This window comes from Methylocystis sp., from assembly GCF_050246715.1.
Classification (GTDB): domain Bacteria; phylum Pseudomonadota; class Alphaproteobacteria; order Rhizobiales; family Beijerinckiaceae; genus Methylocystis.
The window spans coordinates 1-26849 of the sequence record NZ_JBFWVN010000046.1 but is presented as its reverse complement, the minus strand read 5'-3'; the positions used below and the strand labels follow the sequence as shown (position 1 = coordinate 26849).

Here is a 26849-nt window from a genome sequence, read left to right as displayed (position 1 = left end):
AGAATGACGACGCGCCATCGGTCGGCCCCTCCGATTCAGCCGACCGCCTATGAATCACGCAAAACCAATCTTGGGAATCTGGAGGGTTATGTGAGGATCAATACCTCAATTGATGACAGGCCCTAGCCAAAGAAGACGTCAGAACAGGCAGAGCGCTGGTCCGTGTTGGGTCATAAATTGGCGTTCGATCTCAGCCGGGGAAGTCCGCTGACGACGTTGCTCCGACCATCGCGGTTTAATGAACCTTTGAGCCGGACTTTGCCTACCGTGCATCGGCCGCTAGCCGCCCGCAAGCGCCAGTGACGGCGCCCCGAAGCCATGGCGCTTCAATTCATCCGCCGGAGGCTCGATACTCGACGGGCTGTGTTCAATACTCATTTGCTCTGGTCCCAAGCCGCGTCATGGCCGGTGACGCTTCGATAGTTGGGATCTTCGCGCCGCGCACTACCGATCACTCCCGATCTTGCTGCACATGTGAGACAGTGGACGTTTTTTCCTTCTGTTCCACCTCGAACGCCTGCTTCCCCTTCGCGGTCCAAAGCGTCCGCGCATGTTCGCCCTGATCGCTTTGGAGCTTGTCGGCCATCCAGATCAGCGCGCCGTAGATCATGGCGCGGTCGTCGCCGGTCAGGTCCACGACACCGGCCTTGACGACGAGGCCGCCCAGTTCGATCAAATGCCGTGTGCGCTTGCGGCGCTCGACCTGCCACGTTCGCATGTCATGTCGCGCCCGCGCCGCTTGATGCCGGCTGAGCGCTGCTCGACTGCGACGGAGTGCGGCCTGTGTCGCGGTCAGGCGCTGATGCAGTTCGGCGTGACCGGCCCTGAAAGAACGCAGCCCCGCGCTTCGCCCACGCCTCCCTCTTTCCGGCATCTTTGGTTTCGGCCAGCACGATCAACGCGCCTGCCAGTTCGTCGGCGCTGAGGGCGTCGGCGCCGGTCGAGATGACCAGTTCGCCAAGCTGTTGCACCTTGCGGCTTCTGAGGTCTCGCGCCTTGTCTCCGAGCGCCTTCAGTTCCGCGTCGAAGTCCCGCGGTTTGCGCATCGCTGCCTCCATGTCAATCAAGTTATCGATGCGACGATGATAGTTGAGAGCGTACCGGAATGCTGTAAGGTCGCCGGGACGGTGTGGAACGGCGCGGGTAGTCCCGAGAAATTCATTTCGAGGGCGCGCTTATACGTCGTTCCGACGTGCGCTTCGCCCGTGTAGATGATCTGGTCGCGATGGCGATCTATCATCTTCACGTCAAAGTCATCGGCCGCAAGGCCGGAAGCAGCGCGGTGGCGTCGGCGGCCTACCGCTCAGGCTCGCGGCTGCGCGACGAGCGGCTTGAGCGCAGTCACGATTTCTCTGCCAAGCGCGTCGTCGTTCATTCCGAGGTCATACTGCCGGAAGAAGCGCCCGAAGCTTGGCGTGATCGCGAACGACTTTGGAACGATGTCGAAGCCTTTGAAGTTCGCAAGGACGCGCAGCTCGCCCGCGAGGTCGAGTTCGCCATCCCGCGCGAGATGACGCAGGCGCAGGGTATCGAACTCGCCCGCGACTTCGTGCAGTCCGAATTCGTGGATCAGGGCATGATCGCCGACCTCAATGTGCATTGGGATGTGGGCGAGGACGGGACGCCCAAGCCCCATGCCCATGTCATGCTCACAATGCGATCCTTGGGCGAGAATGGCTTCGGCCCGAAGGTGCGGGACTGGAACCGCACCGAGATGGTGGAGCGCTGGCGCGAACGCTGGGCCGAACTTGCTAATGAGCGGCTGGCCGAACTCGACATAGACGCGCTCATCGACCATCGCAGCCTGGAGGCGCAGGGCGTCGCGCTGGAGCCGCAAAGCCAGATCGGCGCGCCTGCGCATCGTATCGAAGCAAAAGGGATCGAGGCGGCCGTTCGCGCGGAAATGCACCGCGAGATTGCGCGCGCTAATGGCACGCGGATCGTTGCCGATCCTTCCATCGCACTGGACGCGATCACTCATCAGCGATCCACGTTCACGCGCCACGACATCGCGGCGTTCGCGCACCGGCACAGCGATGGCACTGACCAGTTCAACGCCGTGATGGCCGCGATGCGGCGCGCGCCCGATTTGGTCGAACTGGGCCAAGACGGACGGGGCGTGAATCGCTTCACCACGCGCGAGATGATCGAGTCCGAACAGCGCCTGCACCGCGCCGCCGAACTCTTGGCGAAACGGGAACGCCATGAGGTGAACGACGCCGACCGGAAGGCGGCGCTGACGCGCGCGGAAGCGCGCGGCCTTGTCTTTTCGGGAGAGCAGGCCGAGGCGCTGTTGCATGTCACGGACGGGCGCGATCTCGGCGTCGTGGTTGGTTATGCCGGAACGGGAAAGAGCGCGATGCTGGTCGTGGCGCGCGACACCTGGGAAGCGGCGGGCTACGAGGTCCGGGGCGTGGCGCTGTCAGGCGTCGCCGCCGAGAATCTGGAACGCGGATCGGGCATTTCGTCGCGTACCATCGCCAGCATGGAACATGGCTGGGGACAGGGCCGCGACAGGCTCACCGCGCGCGATGTTCTGGTGATCGACGAGGCAGGCATGGTCGGCACGCGCCAGTTGGAGCGCGTGCTGTCCCATGCCGCCGAGGCCGGCGCCAAAGTGGTCTTGATCGGCGATCCGCAGCAGTTGCAATCCATCGAGGCGGGCGCAGCGTTCCGCTCGATCTTCAAGCGCTACGGCGGGGCGGAAATCGGAGAGGTGCGCCGCCAGCGCGAGGGCTGGCTACGTGACGCCACGCGCGACCTGGCGACCAGCCGGACAGGCGAAGCGATCCATGCCTATGACACACATGGCATGGTCCATGCCGCCCCGACGCGGGAACAGGCGCGCGACGATCTGATCGATCGCTGGGATCGTGACCGGCAAACGTCGCCCGACCGTAGCCGCATCATCCTCACTCACACCAATGCCGAGGTTCGCAAGCTCAACGACGCCGCCCGCGAAAGAATGCGGGCCGCCGGCGATCTCGGTGATGACGTTCGTCTCACCGTCGAACGCGGTGAACGCAATTTCGCCAACGGAGACCGCGTCATGTTCCTGCAGAATGAACGCGGCCTAGGCGTGAAGAATGGCACGCTCGGGACCGTCGTCGAAGTCAGCGCACGTTCGATGTCTGTGCGCGTCGACGACGGGCGCAGCGTCTCGTTTGACCTCAAGGACTATGACCGCATCGACCACAGCTATGCCGCGACCATCCACAAGGCGCAGGGCATGACGGTGGACCGCACCCATGTTCTGGCGACGCCGGGCCTAGACGCCCACGGCAGCTATGTCGCCCTCTCGCGGCATCGCGACGGCATGGAGTTGCATTATGGCCATGATGACTTCGCCAATCAGGACCAGCTTACCCGTACCCTGTCGCGGGACCGGGCCAAGGATATGGCGTCGGATTACGAGCGGCTTGATCCGGCGCGGGATTATGCCCAGCGGCGCGGGATCAACTTCCGGGAGCGCGTAGCCGAGATCGTGCGTAAGATTGTCCCCGAGAAGGCGCGCGGAATGTTCGACGGTTTGCGCCCGCCCGCCGATGGCGGGCAGAAGCCGGAAGCGCAAGACCCGGAAACAGCGTTGCGCCGTGCTGGCGCCAAGGCGCTCATCCGCCATGCCCGCGCGGTGGACGCGATCTTCAAGATGCAGGAACGGGGCGGCAAAGCGAGTTCGGATCAAGTGAAGGAATTGCAGGAGGCCCGCAAGGTTTTCGAGGAAGTGCGGCCTCATGGCTCGCACTATGCTGAAGCGGCCTACAAGCAGAACCCGGAACTTGCCCAGGAGGCGGCGACCGGTCGGATCAACCGCGCCATCCGCGCCGTGCAGCTCGAAACCGAGCTGCGCAACGATCCGCAGCGCCGCGCTGACCGCTTTGTGGAACGCTGGCGGCAACTTGGACAGACCAGCCAACACCAATATCAGCTGGGCGATACGGCCGGTTACAAGGCGACGCGAGCAACCATGGGCGACATGGTCAAAAGCCTCGAACGCGATCCGCAGCTTGAATCTATCCTCGCCAACCGCAAGGCCGAACTTGGCGTCGATATGGAAACCGGACGCCGACTCGGCGCCGCGCTCGCATTCAGTCACGGCATCGACCTTGGCAGAGGCCGGAGCATCGGCCTTTAACCCCGCCTATTTTCCGCCGCCTGAACGCCACGCTACGCCGACGCCTTGTAACCTCTTGCGCACGTGTAGGCCGTTGCTCTGTCTGGATCAGGGGCAGTCAGAAACAACGGGTAGGAGCCAGCACAGACATGCCCGCACCAGACCGTATCGTCCGCATGAAAACCGTTCTCGCCCGCACCGGACTGTCCCGGTCCACCATCTATCGCAAGATCGCCGAAGGCACGTTTCCGCCGCAGATCAGGATCAGCATCAACGGCGCCGGCTGGAGAGAATCCGACATTAATAGCTGGGTGGCCGATCCCACGTCGTGGCGGCCGAAAAGCCTCGTCAACCTGGATGACCGATGGCGAGGCGAATAGCAGCGGGAAGGGCGCCATGTCCCATTCCCGGCCTGCGAGGCCACTTACCGCATCGGAGCGGGTTCAGAATGCAGGCTCGCAAAGGACTTCGAGAGACGTCGATCTCGCCATCGGGTAAGCAATCGGATGCGTGGATAAAACCCCCATTGAACATAAATCGCGTTCGTGTCGCTCACGCCCGCCGCAGCGACACGACCTCAGCGCCTTGCCGGAGCCTGTCGACGTGATCGGCCCACCACTTCATCATTTCGATACGCTCGGGCCAGAAATCGGCGCGCGCATAAGCCCTGCGAACTTCGTCAGGGTCGGCGTGGGCGAGCTGGCGCTCTATGGCGTCGCCGCTCCATTTGCAGCTTTCATTCAACATAGATGATGCAGCAGCTCGGAAGCCATGCGCCGTCATCTGATCTTGGGAATATCCGAGCCGGCGCAGCGCGCCGTTCAATGTGTTTTCCGAAATAGGACGCTCGACCGAGCGCAGTCCGGGAAACAGAAGGCGGCGGTGGCCGGAGATCGCGTGCAATTCTTGCAACAGACTGACCGCTTGCGGGGAGAGGGGTACGCGATGTGGCCGCCGCATTTTCATTCGGCCAGCCGGAATCGCCCAAACTCCAGCGTCTAGATCGAATTCGAGCCATTCAGCGTTTCGCAACTCACCCGGCCTGACAAACGTGAGCGTGAGCAATTGTAGGGCGAGGCGCGTCGTCGGATCGCCTGCGTACCCGTCGATGGAGCGGAGGAGGCCGCCAAAAGCGATAGGTTCTATGATCGCAGGCCGGTGTTTCGTGATCGGCGCGGTCAATGCTCCGCGAAGTGCAAATGTTGGATCGCTTTCACAACGGCCAGTCGCTATGCCGTATCTGAAAACCTGGCCCACAAGAGCGCGCAATCGAACTGCGGTCTCGTAGCGGCCCCTTGCTTCCAACTTTCGAAGCGCCGCCAAAACCTCAGGGGCGGTTATGGACGCGATTGGCCTCGATCCAATCGACTGACTGGCGAAGCCAAGTGCCCATTGATTTTTGCGCAGCGTCTTTTCGGCCTTGCCCTCGCGGCGCTTCTTTTCGATCAGTTCGTTTGCGACAGCGTTAAAGGTGTTATTTCGTTCGGCAACCTCGCGGACCTTGTCTTGCTTCCGCTGCTCGCCCGGATCAATGCCTCTTGCCAAAAGCGTCTTGGCCTTCTCGCGGAGCTGACGGGCATCTTTCAGGCTAACCGCAGGCCAGGCTCCCAAGGCGACGCGCGTTTGTTTCCCGCCGAAGCGGTAGGCCAAGCTCCAGAGTTTCGAGCCGGCCGCTGTGACCCATAATTGCAAGCCGCCGCCATCTGAAAGCGTCAACCTCCCACTCTGCTTTGGCTTTGCGGCGCGGATCGCGGCGTCAGAGAGCGGCATGTTGGCCTCGCGGGAAAATTGCTGGTCTTTGTTGGTCTCAGTTATGAACAAAAGTGCCACGGACCAACAAAAAGACCAACAATTTTGTTGGTTGCCAAGAGCCAGAGGGAGACAAGCGGAGACGCGAAACAGCCTGAAGTACAATATGTTTCAGATAGTTCTGAGATGGCCTGAAATTTTCTGACACATAAGATTGGTGCCCCTGGCCGGAGTCGAACCAGCACTCCTTGCGGAACTCGATTTTGAGTCGAGCGCGTCTACCAATTCCGCCACAGGGGCTTATCGCCGGCAGGAAACCGGCGAAGCGGCGCGGATATTAGCGGCGGGGCGGCGCCCGTCAACCCGCGAACTTCTTTCCGCATAAGATACGTGCTATGCGCGTTGCGCGCCTCCCAAACCGCGGAAACGAATGAAAAAGCTTTACGACTGGACCATGTCGCTTGCCGGAAGCCGGCACGCGCCCTTGGCGCTCGGCGCGATCGCTTTCGCCGAGAGCTCCTTCTTCCCGGTGCCGCCGGACGTGATCCTTGTGCCGATGACGCTCGCCGAGCCGCAGAAGGCCTGGCGATTCGCAGGGATTTGCACGCTCGCGTCGGTCGCGGGCGGGGCGCTCGGCTACGCTTTCGGCGCGCTCTTTTATGACACGATCGGCCAGTGGCTGATCAATCTTTATGGCTATGGCGAGAAGATGGAGGCGTTGCGCGCCTTCTATGCGCAATGGGGCGCGATCTTCATTCTGGTCAAGGGCTTCACGCCGATTCCCTATAAGCTCGTGACGATTGTTTCGGGACTTCTCGCCTATAATTTCCCGCTGTTCATCGTCTTGTCGATGCTGACGCGGGGGGCGCGGTTCTTCGTGCTGGCGGCGGCGATCAATCATTTCGGCGATGAGATCCGCTCGAAGCTCGAAAGCCATTTCGGACTGTTCATGGGCGCGCTCGCGGTCATCGTCGTCGCCGGCTTCGCCTTGGCCGCCAAGATGTTTTGACGTCAGACGCATGACTTGGCGCAGCCTTCTCGATTGCATCGTTGCGCCCCGCAACGCGTCGCTCCTCATTCTCGCCGCGGCCGTCGCGGCGATCGGCGGGGCCTGGGCATATGAATCGCTCGGCTTTCTTCCCTGCGAGCTTTGCTACAAGGAGCGCATTCCCTATTACGCCGCTTTCGGGCTCGCGCCGCTCGCCGCGCTTGCCGCGCAGGCGGGCAGGGAGCGCCTGGCGCGCGCGGCCTTCCTGCTGATGGCGCTGCTCTTTGCTGGCGACGCGCTCCTCTCGGCCTATCATTCGGGCGTCGAGTGGAAGATTTTCTCGGGGCCCAGCGATTGCTCGGGGCCGCTGACCACGGCGCCCTCGGTCGCAGATTTCATGAAGCAGCTTCAAACGACCAAGGTCGTGCGCTGCGATGAGCCGAACTTGTGGATTTTCGGCCTGACGCTGGCCAATTGGAACATCGCGATTTGCGCGGCGCTGGCGGCGCTGGCGGGTTACGCCGGTTGGGCGCGCTGGCGATAGTTCAGCGCTGCTTTTCCTTCTCGATGACATGATCCATGGCATGCTCGATGACATGGCGTCGCAACACGCGGTTGATTTCGGTCTGATATCCTCGTCCCTCCGCACGACGCTTGAACCAGTCCAACACATCTGCATCGATGCGAATATTTACCGGCTGTTTGATCGGCTTGTAGAACGCGCCGCGCCGCGCGAAGGCCCAATTTTCGGCGCGCGCTTCGGGGATATCCTTCGTATCGATCTGATCGTCAGGCATTGCGGCGATCTGTTCCAGTTCACGACTTTCCTTTGAGCTAAGCTCCTTCTTGCGCATAGCGCCTTCTCTCTTGTGGCGTCGCCTTTCGGGCGCCGATGATCCGCACACGCTCTACGTCATCTTCGTCGGGATAGCAGTGGACGACGGCGAGTATCGCCACTGAGCCAACTATTCCGATCGCATGCCAACGCTCTTCGCCGTCTTCGAAACGATCGGGGACAATGACATGCAATGGGTCGTCCCAGACCTGTCGCGCAACTTCAAATGAAACCCCGTGTTTGGCGACGTTCCGCCGCGCCTTACTCGGATCCCATTCGAATTTCACACGCGATATCCTACTATATTGTATCTACAAAAATGTAAATAACAAGCGCGGCCCTATTCAACCCGCCGCTATCCTGGCGCTCGCCCTAAGCTTTTCCGTCTCGCTCTTCAACTGGCCGCAGGCGGCGAGAATGTCGCGGCCGCGCGGGGTGCGCACCGGGCTGGCGTAGCCGGCGTTGAACACGATGTCGGAGAAGCGCTCGATCGTCTCCCAGTCCGAGCACTCGTAAGGCGCGCCGGGCCAGGGATTGAAGGGAATGAGATTGATCTTCGCCGGCAGGCCTTTGAGGAGCCGCACCAGCTCCCTGGCTTCGGCTGGCGAGTCGTTGACGCCTTTTAGCATCACATATTCGAAGGTGATGCGCCTCGCGTTCGACGCGCCGGGATAGTCGCGGCAGGCCTGCAGCAGTTCACGAATCGGATATTTCTTGTTGAGCGGCACGAGTTCATTGCGCAAATCGTCGCGCACGGCGTGGAGCGAAATCGCCAATGCCGGCCCGCATTCGGCGCCGAGCCGCTCGATCTGCGGCACGACGCCGGATGTCGAGACAGTGATGCGCCGCTTCGAGAGCGCAAGCCCGTCGCCATCGGCCATGACCTCGACCGCCGCCATGACACAGTCGAGATTGTAAAGCGGCTCTCCCATGCCCATGAAGACGATGTTGGAGACGGCGCGCACGCCTTCGCCCGACGGCACGAGACCGTCGGTCGGCCGCTCGCGATCGGGAAAATCACCGAGCCGCTGACGGGCGACGAGCAATTGTCCGACGATTTCAGCGGTGGTCAGATTGCGCACGAGCCGCTGCGTGCCGGTGTGGCAGAAGCTGCAGTTCAAGGTGCAGCCGACCTGCGAGGAGACGCACAGCGTGCCGCGGTCGCTCTCGGGAATATAGACGCATTCGATTTCGGCGCCCTTGTCGAAGGCGTCGACCGGCTGCAGCCGCAGCAGCCATTTGCGCGTGCCGTCGACCGAAATCTGCTCTTCGACGATTTCCGGCAGGCGCAGCGCGAATGCGTCGGCAAGCTGCGCCCGCAGCGCCTTCGAGACATTCAGCATGTCGCCAAAGTCGCGCGCGCCGCGAAAATAAACCCAATGCCAGATCTGCGACACGCGCATGCGGATTTCACGCTCGGGAAGGCCGAGCCCGCGCAAGGCGTCGGCGATCTCGGCGCGGGTCATGCCGGCGAGCGAAGGCTTTAGCGTCGTCACGGGCGCAGCGGGCAGGTCGGATAGGCTCATGAAGTCCTCAAAACAGCGCCCCTTATATCATGTCTGCACGCAATATTTTGAGGGGCGCAGGGACGCGATGTAAGCGTCGATCAGCCCGCGGCAGCTTCCACGTTCTGCATCGATTGCAGGACGCGCTTCCAGTTTTGGGGCGTCACGACCTCGCGATAGCGGGCGGTCTGTGCCGGATCCAGGAACTCCAGCATGAAGGCCCCTTCAACCCACACTTCGGAGAGTTGGAACAGTCCCTCGCCACGGTCGCAAGCGCGCGCCGGCCAACCGGCGCGTGTGGCGATGGCGATGATCTCCTCCGCCGGCCGGGCGACGCAAATGGCGAGATGCGCTTCGGAAAGGCGCGTTCCCTGATCTTGCGCGGTCCAGTGGCCTTCCTCAGGGCCGTAAGCGAGCACATGACCGCGCGGGGCGATCTCTAGCTCGACGTCGCCGTCGCCGGACCAGGCCATCCAGGAGCTCGGCCCCGCCGGAGGGAAGGGCGTCGCTTCGCCCTGCATGATATCGGCGAGCACTCTGGCGACGAGTTCGGGATTGTCGGCCGGGATGGAAGCGTGGGCGATGCAGGTCATTTCTCTTCTCCAAGTGTCAAATCACGTGTCAAATCGGATTCATCATCGGCCGAGCGGCGACCGAGCAGGACGGCGATCGCCTCGGCCGCCGCGCGCCCGGCCTCGGCCCCGTCCAATCCCCAGAAGTCGCTGAGCACCGACCAGCCGTAGGCGCTGTCGATCAGCTGGACGATCGCGGCGCGCCGGCGTTTGACCGCGTCATCCATGCGCGGCATCGCGTCGGTTACGCAGGCGAGCATCGCGGCCTGGCGCTGCGGGTTGGAGCTCAAGCGGACCGCGCGCCCCGTTTCGGAAGAGATCGACGCTCGGATCAACCCCTCCTCTTCGTCAAATCGAGGGAAGAGCCGCAGCGGCGTTGCGATCAAAGCGTCAGCAGTCTGCGGAAAGCCGGAACTGCCCACGCGCGCCTGCATGCGGGGCCAAACCGCCTTGAGAAGATCCTCGCGCGTCAGGAAGTGACGGTAGACGGTTCGCTCGGTCACCTTCGCCCGTTCAGCGACTTTGGCGATGGTAAGCGTATCCAGCTTGCTCTCGCGCATTTCCTCGATCGCTGCGTCGAGAATGCGCGCGCGCGTCTGGTCCTTATGCGCCTCGCGAAGCGATGTCAGTTCATATGTCGTCATGTCATGACGCATGACATTTTGATTCAGACTTGTCAAGAAACCTCTGCCTGCACAGGTTCGACCGCGCCTTAAGCGGGCAGTTTGGCGCCCGAAGCCGGGCGGGGTTTCCTTGATGTCGCCCGGCATAACCGATAAAGGCTGCGCGCTCACGGCCAAGCGGCCGACGGGGCACTCCCTTGCACAGCGCCGCGCCAGACGCATCCGATCCTTCGCTCAAGGCGACGCGCGGGGAGTGGATCGGCCTCGCCGTCGTCGTCTTGCCGTGCATGGTCTATTCGATGGACCTCACGGTCCTTAATCTCGCCATTCCGTCGCTGACGGCCGAGCTGCGGCCGAGCGCGTCGCAGTTGCTGTGGATCATCGACATCTACGGCTTCATGGTCGCCGGCTTCCTGATGATCATGGGCGGGCTTGGCGATCGCATCGGACGGCGCAAGGTGCTGCTGCTCGGCGCCGCCGCCTTTGCCGCGATGTCGATCCTGGCGGCTTTGTCGCGATCCGCGCAGATGCTTATTCTCGCGCGCGCCGCGCTTGGCGTTGCGGGAGCGACGCTCGCCCCCTCGACGCTGTCGCTGATCGCCAACATGTTCCGCGCGCCGCAGGAGCGCACCTTTGGGGTCAGCATGTGGATTTCGGCTTTCTCCGCCGGCGCCATCATCGGGCCGCTCGTCGGCGGCGCGCTCATCCAATCTTTCGGCTGGGGCTCGGTCTTTATCGCTGGCGTTCCGGTGATGATCGTTTTGCTCGTTCTCGGGCCGATGCTCCTGCCGGAATATCGCGATCCGAAGGCGGGCCGACTGGATATCGCCAGCGCGCTCCTGTCGCTCGCGGCTGTATTGTCGTTCATTTACGGATTGAAGCGCGCCGCCGAGGCTGGCTTCGGCGTCGACTCGATCGGGCCGATGGCGGCGGGCGTCACGCTCTCGATCCTGTTTTTGCGCCGGCAGGCGCGGCTCGAAGACCCGCTGATCGATCTGGCGTTGTTTCGGTCGCGGACGCTCAACATGGCGCTGTGCATAAACATCCTCGGCGTCTTCTTCATGTTCGGGTCATTCATTATGCTCGGGCAGTATTTTCAGCTTGTCGCGGGCTTATCGCCGCTCGACGCTGGGCTGTGGTCGACGCCGTCGGCGATCATTTTTACGGTTGGCTCCTTCGCGACGCCCGCGCTCGCGCGCAGGATCAAAGCTGTCGATCTTCTCGCCGGAGGGCTCGTCGTTTCGGCAATCGGCTTTGTCGGCCTGGCGCTGGCGAGCGGATTTTACGGCGTCCTGTTGTCTTCGCTGCTGCTTGGCGGCTTCACGCCGGTCATCGCGCTGACGACGGAAATCGTCGTTACATCGGCGCCGCCGGAGCGCGCCGGCGCGGCCTCCGCTCTGTCGGAAACCGCGAATGAACTCGGCGGCGCGCTCGGCATCGGCGTGCTCGGCAGTCTGGTAACGCTGATCTACCGATCCAAAATGGCCGGCGTCGTCGCGGGACTTCCGGCCGATGTCGCGGGAACGGTCGCAGCGACGCTCGGCGGTGCCGCGGACGCCGTCAGATCTCTTCCCGCCGAACAGGCCGAGCGGACGCTTTCGGCCGCCCGCAACGCCTTCTGCGTCGGATTTCAGACGTCCGCCTGGCTCGGCGCCCTGGGCCTCTTCGGCGCTGCGCTCGCAACAAAAATTGCGCTTAGGGAGTCGCGATCGGCGTCGGCCGCCGGCGCGGACCAAAAGCGCCGTTCGGCCGCCGCATAGCGCATCTTTCGTCACAGTGTTGTCATGTCGCGCGAGGAGCCTTAGCTGCTAGCGGTTCTGTAACTTTTTGCTTGTGGGGCAATTTCATGAGACTCGCTTCGTATAACGTCGAGAATCTTTTCGATCGCGCACGCGCGATGAATCTCAAAAAGGCCGCCGAGGGCAAGCCGATCCTCGAACGCTTCGCGGAACTGAGCGCGTTGCTCGCACAGCCGTCCTACAGCGCCGCCGACAAGAGCCGCATGGCGAAGCTCCTCAGGGAGCTTGGCCTGGAGAGATCTGACACTGGCGAATTTGTCATCCTGCGGCGTAACAGAGGCGCCTTGCTTAAACGGCCGAGATCCGGCGGCGTCGAGATTGTCGCCGATGGGCGCGCCGATTGGGTCGGTTCGCTGGAATTGATCGACGAGCCGATCGACGAACAGGCTGTGAGAAATACGGCGCGCGTGATGCGAGACATCGAGGCGGACGTTCTGGGAGTCGTCGAAGTCGAAAGCCGGCCAGTGCTGCGCGATTTCAACAATAACGTGATCTCCGCCCTTGGCGGCGAAGCATTTCGTCACGCGATGGTGATTGACGGAAACGACACGCGCGGCATCGATGTCGGCTTGCTAACCCGGCGGGATTTTCCGATCGGCCTGCTCCGCAGCCATGTCGACGATATGATGGGCGAGCGCGACCTGATTTTTTCGCGCGACTGCGCCGAATATGAGGTGACGACGCCTTCCGGCGCGCGCGTTCTGCTGATGCTCAATCACTTCAAGAGCAAGGGCTTCGGAACGCAACAATCGTCCAACGACCGGCGCCGCAATCAGGCGCAGCGCGTCAAGGAAATCTATGACGAACGGGTCGGGATGGGCGTCAAGAATATCGCGGTCCTGGGCGACTTCAACGACACGCCGGACAGCGACCCTTTGAGTCCGCTGATCCAAGGGACGGACTTGAAGGATATTTTCCTACATCCGACATTCGATAACGGGGGTTATCCGGGCACTTACGGCAATTGCTCGGCCCAAAACAAAATCGATTTCATTCTGCTATCGCCGGCGCTGTTCGACAAGGTCACTGGCGGCGGCGTGTTTCGAAAAGGCCTTTGGCCCGGCGCGCGCGCCAAGCGTTGGGAGGCCTATCCGGAACTTCAACGCAAGGAGGAGGCCGCATCCGATCATGCGGCGATATGGGTGGACATAAACATTTAATTTGACGTTCGCTCGATGAGCGCCATGACGGCGGACGGATTGCGCTCCTTTGCGCCGCTGATCACATAGAGAAACGCGTCACGCGTGGTCGTCTCAGGTTTATGCTGCGTCAGATAGGGAAGCTCCGCCGGCGCGCTTTCTTCAGCCTATCGCCGCGCATAAGACGCCCATCGCGCAAGCGCCTTGTCGTCGCAGCCCAGCGGAACATCGGGACGCGTTCCCATGAAGCGCGCATAGACGAAAGACGCCGTCAAATCGGCGACGAGCGGATATTTGGACTCGCCGGCAATGACGATTGCAACGCCATGACGGCGCGCGAGCGCGACGAATTCAGGCGTCTTCAAGCTGTCGTGTCGCGCCTCGATAGCATGCATCGGCGCCCGACTTCCAATTTCCTTCGGGAGCCGGGAAAGGAAGCCGTTAAAAAAATTCTGAGTCGAATGTCTTCGTCGGCGGAAACTGCCACAAGATCGGTCCGAGCTTATCGCCGAGTTCTATGACTTCGCTGTTGAAGAAGCGCTCGATCGATTCGTCTGCTTCCGTCGCTGTTTTTCGCATCAGGGCGAAGCGCGGCGCTTTGACGCTGAAGATGAAATGTTCTGGCGTTTCGTCGCGCCATTTGGTGAAATTCGCGGCGCTCTGCGTTCGGTAATAGGTAGCGTTGATTTCGATCGAGGTCAGCTTGCGGCTTGCATATTCGAGTTCGCGCTTGTGCGGCAGTCCAGCCGGATAAAAGGATTCGCGCCAGCGCGCGTAGGTCCAGCCGCCCACGCCGATATGAATGTCTCCGGCCTTTCGACTCATCTGCGTTGCGGCCTTATATATCGAGGGCTTGAGACTCGTTTCCATCGCGCCATCTTAGCGGCGTCGTGATTTTATGTTTGGCTTCGTCGTCGACAGCCGATGGTTGGACGCTCGGGCAACGATGTAGGAGGAGGCGCAATGGCGGCGAATGTTAGATGGAAAATCCTTTTCACGCTGGCCGCAATTTCGCTGGCCGCCTGCGATCGCGGACCGGAATTGCCGGAAAGCGCGGGATATGGACCCAATCCGACGCTGCCTGAACCCCATCCGACCGGCGCCTTTCCCTATGTGAACATCGCACATGCAGTGGGTTGGCGAGGCGTCGAAAAACCCATTCCCGCTGAGGGTCTTGGCGTCGACGCCTTCGTGACCGGACTCGATCATCCGCGTTGGCTCTACGAATTGCCGAACGGCGACATTCTGGTCGCCGAAACCGATGCGCCGAAGTCGGAGGAGGGCGGCGGCGGCGGCATTCGCGGCTTCATCATGCGTTTTTACATGCATCAAGCCGGCGCGGATACGCCGAGCGCCAACCGGATCACTCTGTTGCGCGACGCCGACGGCGACGGCGTCGCCGAGATGAAGGAAACTTTTCTGGAAAATCTCAATTCGCCCTTCGGCATGGCGCTGGTTGGCGATCAGCTTTACGTCGCCAACGCCGACTCGCTTGTGCGCTTTCCCTATAAGGAGGGCGACACGCGCATCGAAGCGCCGCCGGAAAAGCTCGTCGATCTGCCGTCGGGACGAAATTTGCACTGGACCAAGAGCCTTGTCGCCGACCCGGTGGGCTCGCGTCTCTATGTCGGCGTCGGGTCGAACTCCAATGTCGCCGAGCATGGGATGGACGAGGAGCATAATCGCGCCGACATTCTCGAGATCAATCCAGTGACAGGCGACATGCGCGTGTTCGCTTCGGGCTTACGCAATCCGGTCGGCATGGATTGGAATCCGGCGACCGGCGACCTGTGGGTCGCGGTGAACGAACGCGACGAACTCGGCGACAATCTCGTGCCGGATTACATGACCGGGGTGCGCGAGGGCGCGTTTTACGGTTGGCCTTACAGCTACTTTGGCCAGAATGTCGACGAGCGCGTGCAGCCGGAGAATCCTGAACTCGTTCAACAGGCGATCAAGCCGGATTATGCGCTCGGCTCTCATACGGCTTCGCTCGGCTTGACATTTATCACGGACGCCGCCCTCGGCCCCTTCCAGAACGGCGTTTTCATCGGCCAGCACGGCTCCTGGAACCGCAATCCCCGCGTCGGATACCGCGTCATTTTCGTACAATTCGAAAAGGGCGCTCCGGTCGGCGGGCCGAAGGAGGTGCTGACCGGTTTCTTGAACGAGCGCGGCGAAGCGCAGGGCAGGCCGGTCGGGGTTATCATTGACAAGCGCGGCGGGTTGCTCGTCGCCGACGACGTCGGCGGCGTGGTGTGGCGCGTTAGCGCCGTCAAGCAGGCCGCCAACTGACCGGGGCGATCGGGCGCAGGCTTCCTCGTCCTTCGAGCCGCGTGCTGCGCACGCTCCTCAGCATGAGGAAGCCTTTCACGTGAACGCGCTGGCCAACGGACCGGCTTCGCTCGCATTTGGCCGCAGCCTGTGCTAACGGCTGCGGCCAGCCTGGCTTTTCCTGGCGGAGTCAAGGGTCTGGAGCTGATGTCCGATATTTTCCACGAGGTCGATGAAGACGTCCGGCGCGACAAGGCGGCGGAGCTTTGGCGGCGCTATCAGACGCCGATCGTGATCCTCGCAGTGCTGATCGTCGCTGCGACCGGCGCGTGGAGCTATTACCAGTCGAACCGCCAAAAGGCGGCCGAGACCGCCAATGCGCGCTTCGAAGCGGCGGTCGCCCTGGCGAATGACGGAAAAGCCAGCGAAGCCGCCGCCGCCTTCGACGCGCTCGCCAAGGACGGGCCCAAGGGCTATGCGACGCTCGCCCGCATCCGCGCAGCCGAACTGCGCGAGGACAAGGCGCGCGCGATCGAAGAATTGAACGCGATCGCCGAAGATAAAAACGTCGACAAGCTCAATCAGGAAGTGGCGCTGCTACGCGCCGCGCTGATCATTCTCGATGGCGGCGACCGCCAGAAAATGGAGCGGGCGCTCGGTCCGATGATGACCTCGAACGGCGCGTTCCGCTTCTCGGCGCAGGAATGGAACGGCCTCGACGCGCTCGCCAATAATGATTTCGACGAAGCGGAGCGCGTCTTCGAGGTTCTGCTCAGCGACCGCGACGCCCCGCAGTCGATGCGTCAGCGCGCCGCGGCCTATCGCGGATTGCTTCACGCCAAGCGCGGACCAAAGCCGGCGCCCGCTGCGCCGACGGCCGGCGGCGCGACGAGCGGCAATGTCACCGTGACGCCGGTGATCGAGCCTGAGGAAGGCGCCGCGCCGGGCGACGCGCCCTTCGAGGTCAAGCCGTCGAAGTAGCGCGCGTAGGCGCGGCGGCGCGGCGAGAAACGAGTCATGTCCTTTTCGCTCGCGATCATCGGCCGGCCGAATGTCGGCAAGTCGACGTTGTTCAACCGGCTGACCGGCAAGAAGCTGGCGCTGGTCGACGATCGTCCCGGCGTCACCCGCGACCGCCGCGAGGGCGAAGCCAAGCTCGCCGATCTGCGCTTCACCATCATCGATACCGCCGGGCTCGAAGAGGGCGCGACCGCGACGCTGGAAGGACGCATGCGCGCCCAGACCGAGAGCGCCATCCTCGCCGCCGACGCCATTCTCTTTCTCATCGACGCGCGCGTCGGCGTGACGCCTGACGACAAATATTTCGCCGATCTCGTTCGTCGCGCCGGAAAGCCGGTGATCCTCGTCGCCAATAAGGCCGAGGGAAAGGCGGGCGAGGCGGGCGCCTATGACGCCTTTTCGCTGGGTCTCGGCGATCCCGTGCCGCTCTCCGCCGAACATGGCGAGGGCATGGGTGAACTTTACGACGCGTTGCGCGAAGCCTTGCCCGAAGAAACCGCTGAACCTGCGGAAGAAGACTTCGCCGTCGAAGAGAGTTTGAGGAACGACGAGGAAGACGGCAGCGATCTCGACGTGACGAAGCCGCTGCGCATCGCCGTCGTCGGCCGGCCCAACGCCGGCAAATCGACGCTGATCAATCGCATTCTCGGCGAGGAGCGGCTGCTGACCGGACCCGAAGCGGGTATTACGCGCGACTCGATCTCGGTCGACTTCCTTTGGCGCGACCGCAAGATGAAGCTCTTCGACACCGCCGGCCTGCGCAAGCGCGCCCGCGTCGTCGACAAGCTCGAAAAGCTCTCCGCCGCCGATGCGCTGCGCGCCGTGCGATTTTCCGAAGTCGTCGTGCTGCTCGTCGATTCGACGATTCCTTTCGAAAAGCAGGATCTTTCCATCGCCGATCTCGCGGCGCGCGAGGGCCGCGCCGTCGTCATCGCGCTCGGCAAATGGGACCTCATCGAGGATCGCGGCACGACGCTCGTCAAGCTGCGTGAGGACGCCGAGCGCTTGCTGCCGCAGCTGCGCGGCTGTCCCGTTGTTCCCGTCTCGGGCGCGACGGGGGAGGGGCTCGACAGGCTGATGCAAGCGATCGTCGCCGTCCATGAGACATGGAACAAGCGCATCGCAACGGCGCGGCTCAATCGCTGGCTCTTGAACCAAGTCGAGCAGACGCCGCCGCCGGCGGTCTCCGGACGGCGGATCAAGATACGCTACATGACGCAGGCGAAATCGCGGCCGCCGCATTTCGTGCTGTTCGGCAATCAGCTCGACGAATTGCCGGCGAGCTATGAGCGCTTCCTGATCAACGGGCTGCGCAAGACGTTTGACCTTCCCGGCGTGCCGATCAGGATTTCAAAAAAGGCGGGTGACAATCCTTACGCGGGAAATCGAAAGGACTAAGCCAATGGCGGCGCTGTGCGCTCAAGCGCGTCGCGCACTGCCGCCGCAAGGGCGGCGCGGCCACTGACCTCACGGACGAGGGCGTCTCTGAGTGTTTTCGGCAATTCAAGCTGAACCCCCGCGCCGCATCGGCCCCGGTTGCAGATATTGGCGGGATCGCGCCCCGCCAGGCGATGGCCGTCTCCAACCGGTTTCGCCTTGAAGCCTGCGCTCGTGAGCGCCTCGCAAATGGCGTCGCGCAGGCTCTCATGCAGACCGCCGACCCAGATCGACGCTTCGTCTCCCCGATCCTTGCGGCCATGAACGCCGATCGCAACCTCGGCGGCCGAGACGAGCGCCAGCGCCCGCGGCTCGTCGAAGCGCGAGGATGTGATGTGCAGGCGTGCGCTGTTCGCTTGAATGAGACCTTCGAAGCAATAGAGCGAGAAACGGTCCGCCGCGATCGCCCCCGCGATCTCGGAGCTACCCGTCTCGATCAGCCCGCCATGCGGCGCGATGATGGCGATCGACGAGGCGCGTTCCGTCATGCGAATTCGATAATCGACGCCTTCGATTTCATTCGCTGCGAGCGTTACGAAACTATCGTATCGGTCCGCCATGTGGTTAAAGGCCTCGACGAACGAGCTGGATCGCTCAAGGAAAGCATTATGACGACAAAGCCTTCTCCCGAAAAACTCCTCGCTCTCGGCATGTCTTTCTGGAACGCCAAGACGTTACTCTCCGCGGTTGAGCTTGGCGTGTTCGACGCCCTCGCCGACGGCCCTATCGATCTTGCGACGCTGACAAAGAAGCTCGGCTTGCACGAACGTTCGGCGCGCGACTTCCTCGATGCGCTCGTCGCGTTGAAGATTTTGGAGCGCGATTCGAACGGACGCTACGCCAATACGCCGGAGACGGAATTTTTCCTCGTGCGCGGCCTGCCGAGCTATGTCGGCGGCCTGCTGGAGATGGCCAACGCTCGTCTCTATTCGAGCTGGGGCAATCTCACCGAAGCGCTGAAAACAGGCCGACGCCAGAGCGAACATCAGGACGCGAGCGATTTCTTCGCGGCGTTATACGCCGATCCGCAGCGCCTGCGCGGGTTTCTGGCGGCGATGAGCGGCGTCAGCGCCGGCGCGGCGCAGGCGATCGCCGATAAATTCCCGTGGCGCGACTATAAGAGTTTCGTCGATGTCGGCGCCGCGCAAGGCATGGTCCCCGTGACCATCGCGCGGGCGCATCCGCATCTTTCCGGCGGCGGGTTCGATCTGCCGCAGGTCGGACCAATCTTCGAGGAATTTGTCGCCGCCAATGGATTGGCCGACCGCCTGCGCTTTCATCCCGGCGACTTTTTCAAGGACGAATTGCCGAAGGCCGACGTCATCGTCATGGGCCACATCCTTCATGACTGGGACCTCGATCAGAAGCGCGTGCTGCTGAAGAAAGCCTATGACGCGCTTCCCGCAGGTGGCGCGCTGATCGTCTGTGAGGCGATGATCGACGATGATCGTCGCGAGAACGCCTTCGGTCTGCTGATGAGCCTCAACATGCTCATCGAAACCGACGGCGGCTTCGACTTCACCGGCGCCGACTGCCAGGGCTGGATGAAGGACGCCGGCTTTTCCAGCACGCGCGTCGAGCCGCTGAACGGGCCAAATTCAATGGCGGTCGCGGTCAAATAGCCGCGCCGCCAGGCCGGCCGCTTCTCGCGCCTGCGACCAATCCTCGCGTCGCGACGGCCGGATTTTGGGTTGGACAGACGCCAGTTTTGAATTATTCTAATTCCTGTGTCGCAGGCCCCATGGGCCGCGCCGACTCGACATATCGGAGGCAAGAAATGGCTACGCTCAAGGGCAGCAAGACCGAAGAAAACCTGAAGGCCGCCTTCGCCGGCGAATCGCAGGCGAATCGCCGCTATCTCTATTTCGCTCAAAAGGCCGACGTTGAGGGTTACAATGACGTGGCCGCCGTGTTCCGCTCCACCGCCGAAGGCGAGACCGGCCACGCCCATGGCCATCTGGAGTTTCTTGAGAACGTAGGCGACCCGGCGACCGGCCTGCCGATCGGCAAGACCGCCGACAATCTCAAGGCCGCCGTCGCCGGCGAGACCCACGAATATACCGATATGTATCCCGGCATGGCGCGTTCGGCCCGCGACGAGGGCTTCGAGGAGATCGCCGACTGGTTCGAGACTCTCGCCAAGGCCGAGCGTTCGCATGCCGGCCGCTTCCAGCGCGCCCTCGACGAGTTGAAGTAAGAGCGACGCGTTACGAGAAAGAGTTCCCTTAGCGTCATGGCCGGGCTTGACCCGGCCATGCACGCGATGGGATCGCGAAAAGCTCGGGTCCTATCGCGCACCAGCGGCTGCGCTTCCGCATCCCTGTCATGCGGCGCCGCGGCGCGGCGTCGCGGCGTGGATGGCCGGGTCAAGCCCGGCCATGACGGCCGTTGTTTTTGGAACAACAAAGATGAGAGAAGGCAGTCTCGAGGCGCCGATCCGGCATCCGCTGGATTGGCGAAGCGCGGATTTTTATGACTAAGCGATGCTCGACGCCGAAATGCGCCGAGTGTTCGACATCTGTCACACTTGCCGGCGCTGTTTCAATCTATGCGATTCCTTTCCGCGGCTCTTCGATCTCATCGACGAGTCAAAAAGCGGCGAACTCGACACCGTCGCGAGCGCGGATTTCAAAAGGGTCGTCGACGCCTGCACGCTCTGCGACATGTGCTTCATGACGAAGTGCCCCTATGTGCCGCCGCATGAATTCAACATCGACTTTCCGCATCTCATTCTGCGCTACCGCGCGGTCGAGGCGAAGAAGAAGGGCGTGCCCGCCGCCGATCGCGCGCTCGCCGACACCGACCGCAACGGCAAATGGGCGACGCTGATTTCAGGCGCGGTCAATTGGGCGACGCGCCGCGACAATAAGACGATGCGCTCCCTTGAGGAGAAAGTCGCGGGCATCGATCGCGACGCCGAACTGCCGACATACGCCGGCAAGTCGCTCGAGGCGCAGGCCGCCGCCAACCCGCCGGCGCGCGATCAATCCGCGCCAGCGAAAGCGCGCAAGGCCGTGCTCTACGCCACCTGCTATGGCGACTATAACGACACGTCGATCGGCATGTCGGCGCTCGCCGTGCTCGCAAGGAACGGCGTCGAGACGAAAGTCGTGCATCCCGCCTGCTGCGGCATGCCGAAGCTCGAACAGGGCATGATCGAAGAAGTGGCCGAGGCGGCGCGCAAGGTCGCCGCCGCTTTCGGGCCCTACATCGACGAGGGCTACGACATTGTCGCGCCAGTGCCGTCCTGTGCGTTGATGCTGAAGTTCGAGTGGCCGCTCATCTTGCCGGAGGATGAAAGCGTCAAACGTCTGGCTGAAGCGACATTCGATTTATCCGAATATGTCGTCGACATCGCCCGTAAGGAGGGACTGGCCGAAGGCATGTCGCCGCTCGACGGAGGCGTCGCCTTTCATGTCTCCTGTCATTCGCGCGCGCAGAACATCGGCCAGAAAGGCGCGGAGCTGCTGGCGCTGATTCCGGAAGCCGATGTGACGGTGGTCGAGCGCTGCTCGGGCCACGGCGGGGCCTGGGGCTATAAGAAGGGCAATTTCGAAATCGCGATGAAGGTCGGCAAGCCCGCCGCGCGACAGATGCAGAGCGCCGACAAGCAGCATATCGTATCGGAGTGCCCGCTCGCCGGCCTGCATGTCGAACAGGAGATCGAAACGCTTTCCGGCGAAACGCCGAAGCCGGAACGCGTCGGTCATCCGATCGTGCTGATGGCGCGGGCTTACGGGACGCTGGGCGCGTAGCGGATGGACTGCGCAGCTTTACCCTCCCCTCGAGGGGGAGGGTCGCGCCGAAGGCGCGGGGTGGGGTGGCCTGCCTCTCGTTTTCGTTGTAGTCACCCCACCCCGAAGCGCTTCGCGCTTCGACCCTCCCCCTCAAGGGGAGGGTGTTAGATGCGAGGCGCCCTATGACAGATCGTCACCAACTGACCGCCGCCGACATTCTCCCCTGGGCGGAATATGCGAAAGCGCGCGCCGAGCATCGCAAGCGCATCACGGCGATCAAGCGGCATCGCAGAGTCGAGGTCGGGCCTTACGTCACTTTCTACTTCGAGAATTTCGACACGATGTGGCTGCAGGTGCAGGAAATGCTGCACATCGAGCGAGGCGGCGAGGCGCAGCTCGTGGATGAACTTGCCGCCTATAATCCGCTCATCCCCAAGGGCAGGGAGCTTATCGCGACCTTCATGATCGAGATCGACGACGCGCTGCGCCGCGCCCGCGTCTTGGCGCAGCTCGGCGGCATCGAGCAAACAGCCTTCATTGAAGTCGGCGGCGAGCGCATTGCCGGCAAGGCCGAGGAAGATCAGGACCGCACTTCCGAAGAAGGCAAGGCGAGCAGCGTGCAATTCGTGCACTTCGCCTTCACCGACGCGCAGATCGCCGCCTTCAGCGCGCCGAACGCGCGGGCGATCCTGGGCCTCACGCATCCCAACTACAGCCATATGGCGGTGCTGTCGGAAGCCACGCGCGCGGCGCTGGCGGGGGATTTCGGGTAGCGCCTTCCCTTTCGACGAACTTTTAGTTGTGCAGTTCAACAAATAATTGCTGGATCAGCCAGATTGTGCTGTTTTTGCTATTTCTCGCACAAGGTCGGCACGGACCTTGTCTTTCTCGGGTGCCTGCATTGTTTCACAAACGCTATTCGCTAAAAGAAATCGTTGTAAAACTTGTAGCCTGCTCAGAAAGTCACCTAACTGACCTGCTGTTTTTCCATACATAACGAAAACAATTCCGGCGACAACTTGTACCACAGCGCCAGCAATTACCGGGATAACTACTGTAGCCGTGTCTTTACTGTTAAGGGCGAAGCTGCCACCCAATATAAAAAATAGTGTTCCAAGTCCAGCCCAAAACAACGCCCAATTAAAACTGCGCCGAGACTGGATAAGAGCTTCCTGATAAAAACTAGTCATCAACTGCAACTGTGAACTAGCAATTTCTTGAACATTGCCAGGGTGGGCGACCGATAATCTTTCTAAAGAACTTGAGACGGCCCTCACGAATTCCGGCGATTGGCCGACGACTTCAATTTTATTTCGCGCAGATGGGGCCTTCTTATCGGAGAGCATCTCAATTTTTGCTGACGGAGACGCGGAGAATTTTTGTTCATCCATAAGTAACTCCTGCAAAATTAATTTCAGCTCTGTGACGTTCACTTATGCTGCGCTTGCCTGAAAGCAATGAAGTCTTTACCGCGACAATAGCGCGCATCCTATAGGTTTGTACGCGAAGACCGCTGGCGATTCAGCTTAGCGGTTCGGGACGTGAGCAGAGCGTCTCTGCGGGTATGTTTGAGGCCACTCAGGATAGATTGATTGGGTCGATCAGGCGCGTCAGCGCAAATATTTATGCGATTGAACGCGTGGTAAAAACAGCTAAACCAGCGTAGCCCTCCAGCCGCTTGCCAAATCAAGTTATTGGAGGGCGCTCCGGTATGTCACCCCCTAACTTACCTCGCTGGTTACGCTTGGGACGAGCCTTCGATTGAATAGTCACAACGACCCCGTCTCGCGGCGGCGCACTTTTGCGATCATCTCGCATCCCGACGCCGGCAAAACCACGCTCACCGAAAAGCTGCTGCTTTTCGGCGGCGCTATCCAGCTTGCCGGCGCGGTCAAGGCCAAGCGCAACGCCCAGCAGACGCGCTCGGACTGGATGAGCATCGAGCGCGAGCGCGGAATCTCGGTCGTCACTTCGGTGATGACCTTCGAATATGCCGACTGCGTGTTCAATCTGCTCGATACGCCGGGCCATGAGGACTTCTCCGAAGACACCTACCGCACGCTCTCCGCGGTCGACGCCGCGGTGATGGTGATCGACGCCGCCAAGGGCATCGAGGCGCGCACCCGCAAGCTTTTCGAAGTCTGTCGTCTGCGCGACATTCCGATCGTCACCTTCATCAACAAGCTCGACCGCGAAGCGCGCGATCCCTTCGATCTCCTCGACGAAATCGAAAAAACGCTGGCGCTCGACGCCACGCCGATCACCTGGCCGATCGGCTCTGGCAAGAGCTTCGCCGGCACTTACCGCTTCGCCGCCAAAACCGTCCGACAGCTCGACAAGGACGCCGAAGAATTAACGACGAGCGGCCTCGACGATCCGCTGTTCGATAGGCTGCTGCCGGGCGGCGCGGACGCGTGGCGCGAAGAGGCGATGCTTGCCGATGAGGGCAGCAAACCCTTCGATCTTGCCGCCTTCCGAGAAGGCCATCTGACGCCTGTTTTCTTCGGCAGCGCGCTGCGCAATTTCGGCGTTCGCGATCTCATCGACGCGATGGCCGAATATGCGCCGAGCCCGCGCGCCCAGGAGGCCGACAAGCGTCTCGTGGAGGCGAAAGAGCCGAAGATGACCGGCTTCGTCTTCAAGATTCAGGCGAATATGGATCCGAACCATCGTGACCGCATCGCCTTCATGCGCGTCTGTTCGGGCAGGCTCTCGCGCGGCATGAAGGCGAAGCTGGTGCGCACCGGCAAGAATATTCCGATCAATGCGCCGCAATTCTTCTTCGCGCGCGATCGCTCGATCGCGGATGAAGCCTATGCAGGCGATGTCGTCGGCCTGCCCAATCATGGGCAGCTGCGCATCGGCGACACGCTGACCGAAGGCGAGGAAATCGTGTTTCGCGGCGTGCCGAGCTTCGCGCCGGAAATCCTGCGCCGCATTCTGATCGGCGACGCGATGAAGGCGAAAAAGCTGCGCGAGGCCTTGCAACAGCTCGCCGAGGAGGGCGTCGTGCAGGTGTTTACGCCGCATGACGGCTCGGGCCCGATCGTCGGGGTCGTCGGCGCGCTCCAGCTCGACGTGCTGGCGACCCGTCTCGACGCCGAATATGGATTGCAGACGCGCTATGAACAGCCGCGCTTCGCCATCTGCCGCTGGATTACGTCGAACGAGCCGGCGAAGCTGAAGAGCTTCATCGACGCCAATGGCTCCAGCATCGCCGACGATCTCGACGGCGCGCCGGTTTTCATGAGTTCCTCGGCGTTCCAGCTCAACTATGACGCCGAACGCAATCCGGCAATCACATTTTCGGATGTGAAGGACTATCAGAAAAAAGCGGCTTGACCGGCCTTCCGTGCGCTTCCTCTGAATATATAAGCGCCCGGATTTCCTAGGCGTCAAGTTGCTCGCGTTTTTTCCAGTTTCCTTGAATTATCCCCCAACTGCTTATAGATTGCTTATATTCCAGGCTATCAGGGTCAGACTTTGCCACGGGAAAAAATCAGCAAACGGACTGTCGATGCGTTCGAATGGCGCCCGCCAGGGCCGGCTCAACAATTCATTTGGGACACGGCGCTCCAGGGCTTCGGCGTGTATGCGCTCGCCTCTGGCCAGAAGACATACGTCGCGCAGTTCCGCCGCGAAGGGCGCTCGCATCGCGTCAAGATCGGCGTGCACGGCCACCTAACACCAGATCAAGCACGAGCCGAGGCCGCGCGCGTCCTTGGCCGAGTCGCGCTTGGCGACGATCCTGCGAAGGAGAAGCGAGACCGCAAGGCGGCGCAGACCGTCGCTGCGATCGCCGAGGAATTTCTCTCCCACATCGAACAGATGAAAAAGCCCGCAACGGGCGTGGAATATCGCAGGATGTTCTCGAAGCACATCTTCCCGGCGATCGGCTCTCGTCGCCTCGTCGACGTTACTCGCGCGGACCTTGCGGCGCTCCGGTCAGCTATGCGCGAAACGCCGATCCTCGCCAATCGCGCCCTCGCCATTTTCGCTTCGATGTGGAGCTGGGCCGCGCGCCTTGGCCACGTCGAGGCCGCGGCGAATCCTGCAAAAGGCGTCGAGCGATTCCGCGAGCAAAGCCGTCAGCGATTCCTAACGTCCGAGGAGGTTGCGCGGCTTGGCGAAGCACTCGACCGGATTGAGAAGAACAGCCGCATCGACTCCTATAGCATCGCGGCAATCAAGCTGTTGCTGCTGACCGGCGCTCGACTGCGCGAGGTTTTACATGCGCGATGGGAATGGGTCGATTTTGAGCGCAGGGCGATCTTTTTGCCGGACTCCAAAACGGGCGCGAAGCCGCTGCATCTCTCGGCGCCGGCGATGGCGATCCTTGCCGATCTGCAGCGGCTTGACGGCAATCCGTTCATCTTTCCTGGGCTGAAGCCTGGCGCGCCAAAGTCGGGCCTTTTCGACGCTTGGAAGATCGTTAGGCGCGAGGCCGGACTTGAGGGCGTCCGCCTGCACGACTTACGTCACAGCTTCGCAAGCTTCGGGGCGGGGGCTTCCCTTGGATTGCCGGTAATCGGGAAGTTGCTCGGGCACGCGCAAGCATCCACCACGGCGCGTTATGCGCATCTCGCGGACGATCCTCTGCAGCGCGCCGTTGACGCAATCGGCGCAACGATCGCGGCGGCGATGGACGGGAAGATCGGCGCCGACGTAACTCCGCTTCGCAAGAAGGCGAAATAATGCCGCGCAAGGTCTTTCGAGGAACCGGAATCACGGCCCGCGAGGGCATTGAATATGACGCCAAAGCGGGCGAATCGCCTCCGTTTGAAAACTGGAACGCCGCCATAAGGACGGCGGCCTGTTCGGGGCGATATCGCAAGAGGCGGCCCTGACATGCGAGAAAATATTGGAAGGCAAAGACGCGCGGCATGGCTATCCGGCGGAGGACAGTCCAGAAGATTTCGCTCGAAGGATTTCTAGGGCCTGTCATCAATTGAGGTATTGATCCTCACATAACCCTCCAGATTCCCAAGATTGGTTTTGCGTGATTCATAGGCGGTCGGCTGAATCGGAGGGGCCGACCGATGGCGCGTCGTCATTCT

27 protein-coding genes and 1 tRNA gene are annotated in these 26849 nt (G+C 61.9%); 15 read left to right on the top strand and 13 right to left on the bottom strand.

Annotation, left to right across the window (positions count from 1 at the left end; genetic code table 11):
* Positions 1 to 451: 451 nt before the first annotated feature.
* Together AB7I51_RS13800 and AB7I51_RS13795 are read right to left on the bottom strand one after the other, a co-directional pair.
* A complete protein-coding gene (locus tag AB7I51_RS13800) occupies positions 452 to 718 on the bottom strand; it encodes a conjugal transfer protein TraD (RefSeq protein WP_428404888.1) in 267 nt (88 codons plus the stop codon).
* 1 nt (position 719) lies between these two features.
* The gene (locus AB7I51_RS13795; RefSeq protein ID WP_428404887.1) at positions 720 to 1046 is read right to left on the bottom strand and encodes a conjugal transfer protein TraD; all 327 of its coding nucleotides are present in this window, start codon (positions 1044 to 1046) and stop codon (positions 720 to 722) included.
* A gap of 179 nt (positions 1047 to 1225) precedes the next feature.
* Here AB7I51_RS13795 and traA point away from each other — a divergent pair, with 179 nt between their 5' ends.
* Both traA and AB7I51_RS13785 read left to right on the top strand, forming a co-directional pair.
* Positions 1226 to 4135, top strand: a complete 2910-nt coding sequence (gene traA, locus AB7I51_RS13790) for a Ti-type conjugative transfer relaxase TraA (RefSeq protein ID WP_428404886.1) — start codon at positions 1226 to 1228, stop codon at positions 4133 to 4135.
* A gap of 128 nt (positions 4136 to 4263) precedes the next feature.
* Complete coding sequence (locus AB7I51_RS13785; protein ID WP_428404885.1) at positions 4264 to 4494, top strand: helix-turn-helix transcriptional regulator; 231 nt, start codon at positions 4264 to 4266, stop codon at positions 4492 to 4494.
* A 172-nt stretch (positions 4495 to 4666) separates the two neighbouring features.
* Here AB7I51_RS13785 and AB7I51_RS13780 read toward each other — a convergent pair whose 3' ends face one another.
* Positions 4667 to 5884, bottom strand: coding sequence for a tyrosine-type recombinase/integrase (locus tag AB7I51_RS13780; RefSeq protein WP_428404884.1), 1218 nt, complete (start codon positions 5882 to 5884; stop codon positions 4667 to 4669).
* A 194-nt stretch (positions 5885 to 6078) separates the two neighbouring features.
* Positions 6079 to 6163 (bottom strand) — tRNA-Leu (locus AB7I51_RS13775).
* 130 nt (positions 6164 to 6293) lie between these two features.
* Here AB7I51_RS13775 and AB7I51_RS13770 point away from each other — a divergent pair.
* Together AB7I51_RS13770 and AB7I51_RS13765 are read left to right on the top strand one after the other, a co-directional pair.
* Positions 6294 to 6872: a YqaA family protein gene (locus tag AB7I51_RS13770; protein ID WP_428404883.1), complete on the top strand. Its 579-nt coding sequence runs from the start codon at positions 6294 to 6296 to the stop codon at positions 6870 to 6872.
* 10 nt (positions 6873 to 6882) lie between these two features.
* A complete protein-coding gene (locus AB7I51_RS13765) occupies positions 6883 to 7395 on the top strand; it encodes a disulfide bond formation protein B (protein WP_428404882.1) in 513 nt (170 codons plus the stop codon).
* A 1-nt stretch (position 7396) separates the two neighbouring features.
* Here the strand turns inward: AB7I51_RS13765 and AB7I51_RS13760 are convergent, their stop codons facing one another.
* The 5 genes from AB7I51_RS13760 to AB7I51_RS13740 form a co-directional block, all read right to left on the bottom strand.
* On the bottom strand, positions 7397 to 7705 hold the full coding sequence (locus AB7I51_RS13760) for a BrnA antitoxin family protein (protein ID WP_428404881.1): 309 nt from the start codon (positions 7703 to 7705) through the stop codon (positions 7397 to 7399).
* The gene (locus tag AB7I51_RS13755) at positions 7686 to 7973 is read right to left on the bottom strand and encodes a BrnT family toxin (protein ID WP_428404880.1); all 288 of its coding nucleotides are present in this window, start codon (positions 7971 to 7973) and stop codon (positions 7686 to 7688) included. The genes AB7I51_RS13760 and AB7I51_RS13755 overlap by 20 nt, the downstream gene beginning before the upstream one ends.
* 57 nt (positions 7974 to 8030) lie before the next feature.
* The gene (rlmN, locus tag AB7I51_RS13750; protein ID WP_428404879.1) at positions 8031 to 9212 is read right to left on the bottom strand and encodes a 23S rRNA (adenine(2503)-C(2))-methyltransferase RlmN; all 1182 of its coding nucleotides are present in this window, start codon (positions 9210 to 9212) and stop codon (positions 8031 to 8033) included.
* Positions 9213 to 9292: 80 nt separating this feature from the next.
* Positions 9293 to 9784: a hypothetical protein gene (locus AB7I51_RS13745; RefSeq protein ID WP_428404878.1), complete on the bottom strand. Its 492-nt coding sequence runs from the start codon at positions 9782 to 9784 to the stop codon at positions 9293 to 9295.
* Complete coding sequence (locus tag AB7I51_RS13740) at positions 9781 to 10407, bottom strand: TetR/AcrR family transcriptional regulator (protein WP_428404877.1); 627 nt, start codon at positions 10405 to 10407, stop codon at positions 9781 to 9783. Before AB7I51_RS13740 ends, AB7I51_RS13745 begins: the two co-directional genes overlap by 4 nt.
* Positions 10408 to 10583: 176 nt before the next feature.
* On the opposite strand from AB7I51_RS13740, the gene AB7I51_RS13735 reads away from it, so the two are divergent.
* Both AB7I51_RS13735 and AB7I51_RS13730 read left to right on the top strand, forming a co-directional pair.
* Positions 10584 to 12146 (top strand): MFS transporter, encoded by a 1563-nt coding sequence (locus AB7I51_RS13735; protein ID WP_428404876.1) that lies wholly within the window; start codon positions 10584 to 10586, stop codon positions 12144 to 12146.
* An 86-nt stretch (positions 12147 to 12232) separates the two neighbouring features.
* A complete protein-coding gene (locus AB7I51_RS13730; protein WP_428404875.1) occupies positions 12233 to 13345 on the top strand; it encodes an endonuclease/exonuclease/phosphatase family protein in 1113 nt (370 codons plus the stop codon).
* A 146-nt stretch (positions 13346 to 13491) separates the two neighbouring features.
* Here the strand turns inward: AB7I51_RS13730 and AB7I51_RS13725 are convergent, their stop codons facing one another.
* Both AB7I51_RS13725 and AB7I51_RS13720 read right to left on the bottom strand, forming a co-directional pair.
* Positions 13492 to 13719 carry a DUF72 domain-containing protein gene (locus tag AB7I51_RS13725; RefSeq protein WP_428404874.1) on the bottom strand — a complete coding sequence of 76 codons (228 nt, stop codon included), beginning with the start codon at positions 13717 to 13719 and terminating at the stop codon, positions 13492 to 13494.
* A gap of 46 nt (positions 13720 to 13765) precedes the next feature.
* Positions 13766 to 14149, bottom strand: a complete 384-nt coding sequence (locus AB7I51_RS13720; protein ID WP_428404873.1) for a DUF72 domain-containing protein — start codon at positions 14147 to 14149, stop codon at positions 13766 to 13768.
* Between the two features lie 138 nt (positions 14150 to 14287).
* Between AB7I51_RS13720 and AB7I51_RS13715 the strand changes: the two genes are divergently transcribed.
* From AB7I51_RS13715 to der, 3 genes are all read left to right on the top strand, one after another.
* Positions 14288 to 15619 (top strand): PQQ-dependent sugar dehydrogenase, encoded by a 1332-nt coding sequence (locus AB7I51_RS13715; protein WP_428404872.1) that lies wholly within the window; start codon positions 14288 to 14290, stop codon positions 15617 to 15619.
* Between the two features lie 186 nt (positions 15620 to 15805).
* A complete protein-coding gene (locus tag AB7I51_RS13710) occupies positions 15806 to 16579 on the top strand; it encodes a tetratricopeptide repeat protein (protein ID WP_428404871.1) in 774 nt (257 codons plus the stop codon).
* Between the two features lie 36 nt (positions 16580 to 16615).
* The gene (der, locus tag AB7I51_RS13705) at positions 16616 to 18016 is read left to right on the top strand and encodes a ribosome biogenesis GTPase Der (protein WP_428404870.1); all 1401 of its coding nucleotides are present in this window, start codon (positions 16616 to 16618) and stop codon (positions 18014 to 18016) included.
* Here der and AB7I51_RS13700 read toward each other — a convergent pair.
* Complete coding sequence (locus AB7I51_RS13700; protein ID WP_428404869.1) at positions 18013 to 18615, bottom strand: poly-gamma-glutamate hydrolase family protein; 603 nt, start codon at positions 18613 to 18615, stop codon at positions 18013 to 18015. The two genes, der and AB7I51_RS13700, sit on opposite strands and share 4 nt — an antisense overlap.
* 48 nt (positions 18616 to 18663) lie before the next feature.
* On the opposite strand from AB7I51_RS13700, the gene AB7I51_RS13695 reads away from it, so the two are divergent.
* The 4 genes from AB7I51_RS13695 to AB7I51_RS13680 all read left to right on the top strand — a co-directional run bounded on the left by AB7I51_RS13695 (position 18664) and on the right by AB7I51_RS13680 (position 22565).
* Positions 18664 to 19677 (top strand): methyltransferase, encoded by a 1014-nt coding sequence (locus tag AB7I51_RS13695; RefSeq protein ID WP_428404868.1) that lies wholly within the window; start codon positions 18664 to 18666, stop codon positions 19675 to 19677.
* A 155-nt stretch (positions 19678 to 19832) separates the two neighbouring features.
* A complete protein-coding gene (locus AB7I51_RS13690; protein WP_428404867.1) occupies positions 19833 to 20252 on the top strand; it encodes a rubrerythrin family protein in 420 nt (139 codons plus the stop codon).
* Between the two features lie 286 nt (positions 20253 to 20538).
* The gene (locus tag AB7I51_RS13685) at positions 20539 to 21810 is read left to right on the top strand and encodes a heterodisulfide reductase-related iron-sulfur binding cluster (RefSeq protein WP_428406275.1); all 1272 of its coding nucleotides are present in this window, start codon (positions 20539 to 20541) and stop codon (positions 21808 to 21810) included.
* A gap of 164 nt (positions 21811 to 21974) precedes the next feature.
* Complete coding sequence (locus AB7I51_RS13680; protein ID WP_428404865.1) at positions 21975 to 22565, top strand: DUF3501 family protein; 591 nt, start codon at positions 21975 to 21977, stop codon at positions 22563 to 22565.
* 54 nt (positions 22566 to 22619) lie between these two features.
* Here the strand turns inward: AB7I51_RS13680 and AB7I51_RS13675 are convergent, their stop codons facing one another.
* Positions 22620 to 23225 carry a TRADD-N-associated membrane domain-containing protein gene (locus AB7I51_RS13675; RefSeq protein WP_428406274.1) on the bottom strand — a complete coding sequence of 202 codons (606 nt, stop codon included), beginning with the start codon at positions 23223 to 23225 and terminating at the stop codon, positions 22620 to 22622.
* A gap of 328 nt (positions 23226 to 23553) precedes the next feature.
* Here AB7I51_RS13675 and AB7I51_RS13670 point away from each other — a divergent pair, with 328 nt between their 5' ends.
* On the top strand, positions 23554 to 25134 hold the full coding sequence (locus AB7I51_RS13670) for a peptide chain release factor 3 (protein WP_428404863.1): 1581 nt from the start codon (positions 23554 to 23556) through the stop codon (positions 25132 to 25134).
* A gap of 141 nt (positions 25135 to 25275) precedes the next feature.
* A complete protein-coding gene (locus tag AB7I51_RS13665) occupies positions 25276 to 26487 on the top strand; it encodes a tyrosine-type recombinase/integrase (protein WP_428404862.1) in 1212 nt (403 codons plus the stop codon).
* The last annotated feature ends 362 nt before the right edge of the window (positions 26488 to 26849 follow it).

Coding starts and splice junctions, on each gene's coding strand:
- AB7I51_RS13800 (WP_428404888.1), bottom strand. CDS start 718: ATGCGAACGTGGCAGGTCGAGCGCCGCAAGCGCACACGGCATTTGATC.
- AB7I51_RS13795 (WP_428404887.1), bottom strand. CDS start 1,046: ATGCGCAAACCGCGGGACTTCGACGCGGAACTGAAGGCGCTCGGAGAC.
- traA (WP_428404886.1), top strand. CDS start 1,226: ATGGCGATCTATCATCTTCACGTCAAAGTCATCGGCCGCAAGGCCGGA.
- AB7I51_RS13785 (WP_428404885.1), top strand. CDS start 4,264: ATGCCCGCACCAGACCGTATCGTCCGCATGAAAACCGTTCTCGCCCGC.
- AB7I51_RS13780 (WP_428404884.1), bottom strand. CDS start 5,884: ATGCCGCTCTCTGACGCCGCGATCCGCGCCGCAAAGCCAAAGCAGAGT.
- AB7I51_RS13770 (WP_428404883.1), top strand. CDS start 6,294: ATGAAAAAGCTTTACGACTGGACCATGTCGCTTGCCGGAAGCCGGCAC.
- AB7I51_RS13765 (WP_428404882.1), top strand. CDS start 6,883: ATGACTTGGCGCAGCCTTCTCGATTGCATCGTTGCGCCCCGCAACGCG.
- AB7I51_RS13760 (WP_428404881.1), bottom strand. CDS start 7,705: ATGCGCAAGAAGGAGCTTAGCTCAAAGGAAAGTCGTGAACTGGAACAG.
- rlmN (WP_428404879.1), bottom strand. CDS start 9,212: ATGAGCCTATCCGACCTGCCCGCTGCGCCCGTGACGACGCTAAAGCCT.
- AB7I51_RS13745 (WP_428404878.1), bottom strand. CDS start 9,784: ATGACCTGCATCGCCCACGCTTCCATCCCGGCCGACAATCCCGAACTC.
- AB7I51_RS13740 (WP_428404877.1), bottom strand. CDS start 10,407: ATGACGACATATGAACTGACATCGCTTCGCGAGGCGCATAAGGACCAG.
- AB7I51_RS13730 (WP_428404875.1), top strand. CDS start 12,233: ATGAGACTCGCTTCGTATAACGTCGAGAATCTTTTCGATCGCGCACGC.
- AB7I51_RS13725 (WP_428404874.1), bottom strand. CDS start 13,719: ATGCATGCTATCGAGGCGCGACACGACAGCTTGAAGACGCCTGAATTC.
- AB7I51_RS13720 (WP_428404873.1), bottom strand. CDS start 14,149: ATGAGTCGAAAGGCCGGAGACATTCATATCGGCGTGGGCGGCTGGACC.
- AB7I51_RS13715 (WP_428404872.1), top strand. CDS start 14,288: ATGGCGGCGAATGTTAGATGGAAAATCCTTTTCACGCTGGCCGCAATT.
- AB7I51_RS13710 (WP_428404871.1), top strand. CDS start 15,806: ATGTCCGATATTTTCCACGAGGTCGATGAAGACGTCCGGCGCGACAAG.
- der (WP_428404870.1), top strand. CDS start 16,616: ATGTCCTTTTCGCTCGCGATCATCGGCCGGCCGAATGTCGGCAAGTCG.
- AB7I51_RS13700 (WP_428404869.1), bottom strand. CDS start 18,615: ATGGCGGACCGATACGATAGTTTCGTAACGCTCGCAGCGAATGAAATC.
- AB7I51_RS13695 (WP_428404868.1), top strand. CDS start 18,664: ATGACGACAAAGCCTTCTCCCGAAAAACTCCTCGCTCTCGGCATGTCT.
- AB7I51_RS13690 (WP_428404867.1), top strand. CDS start 19,833: ATGGCTACGCTCAAGGGCAGCAAGACCGAAGAAAACCTGAAGGCCGCC.
- AB7I51_RS13685 (WP_428406275.1), top strand. CDS start 20,539: ATGCTCGACGCCGAAATGCGCCGAGTGTTCGACATCTGTCACACTTGC.
- AB7I51_RS13680 (WP_428404865.1), top strand. CDS start 21,975: ATGACAGATCGTCACCAACTGACCGCCGCCGACATTCTCCCCTGGGCG.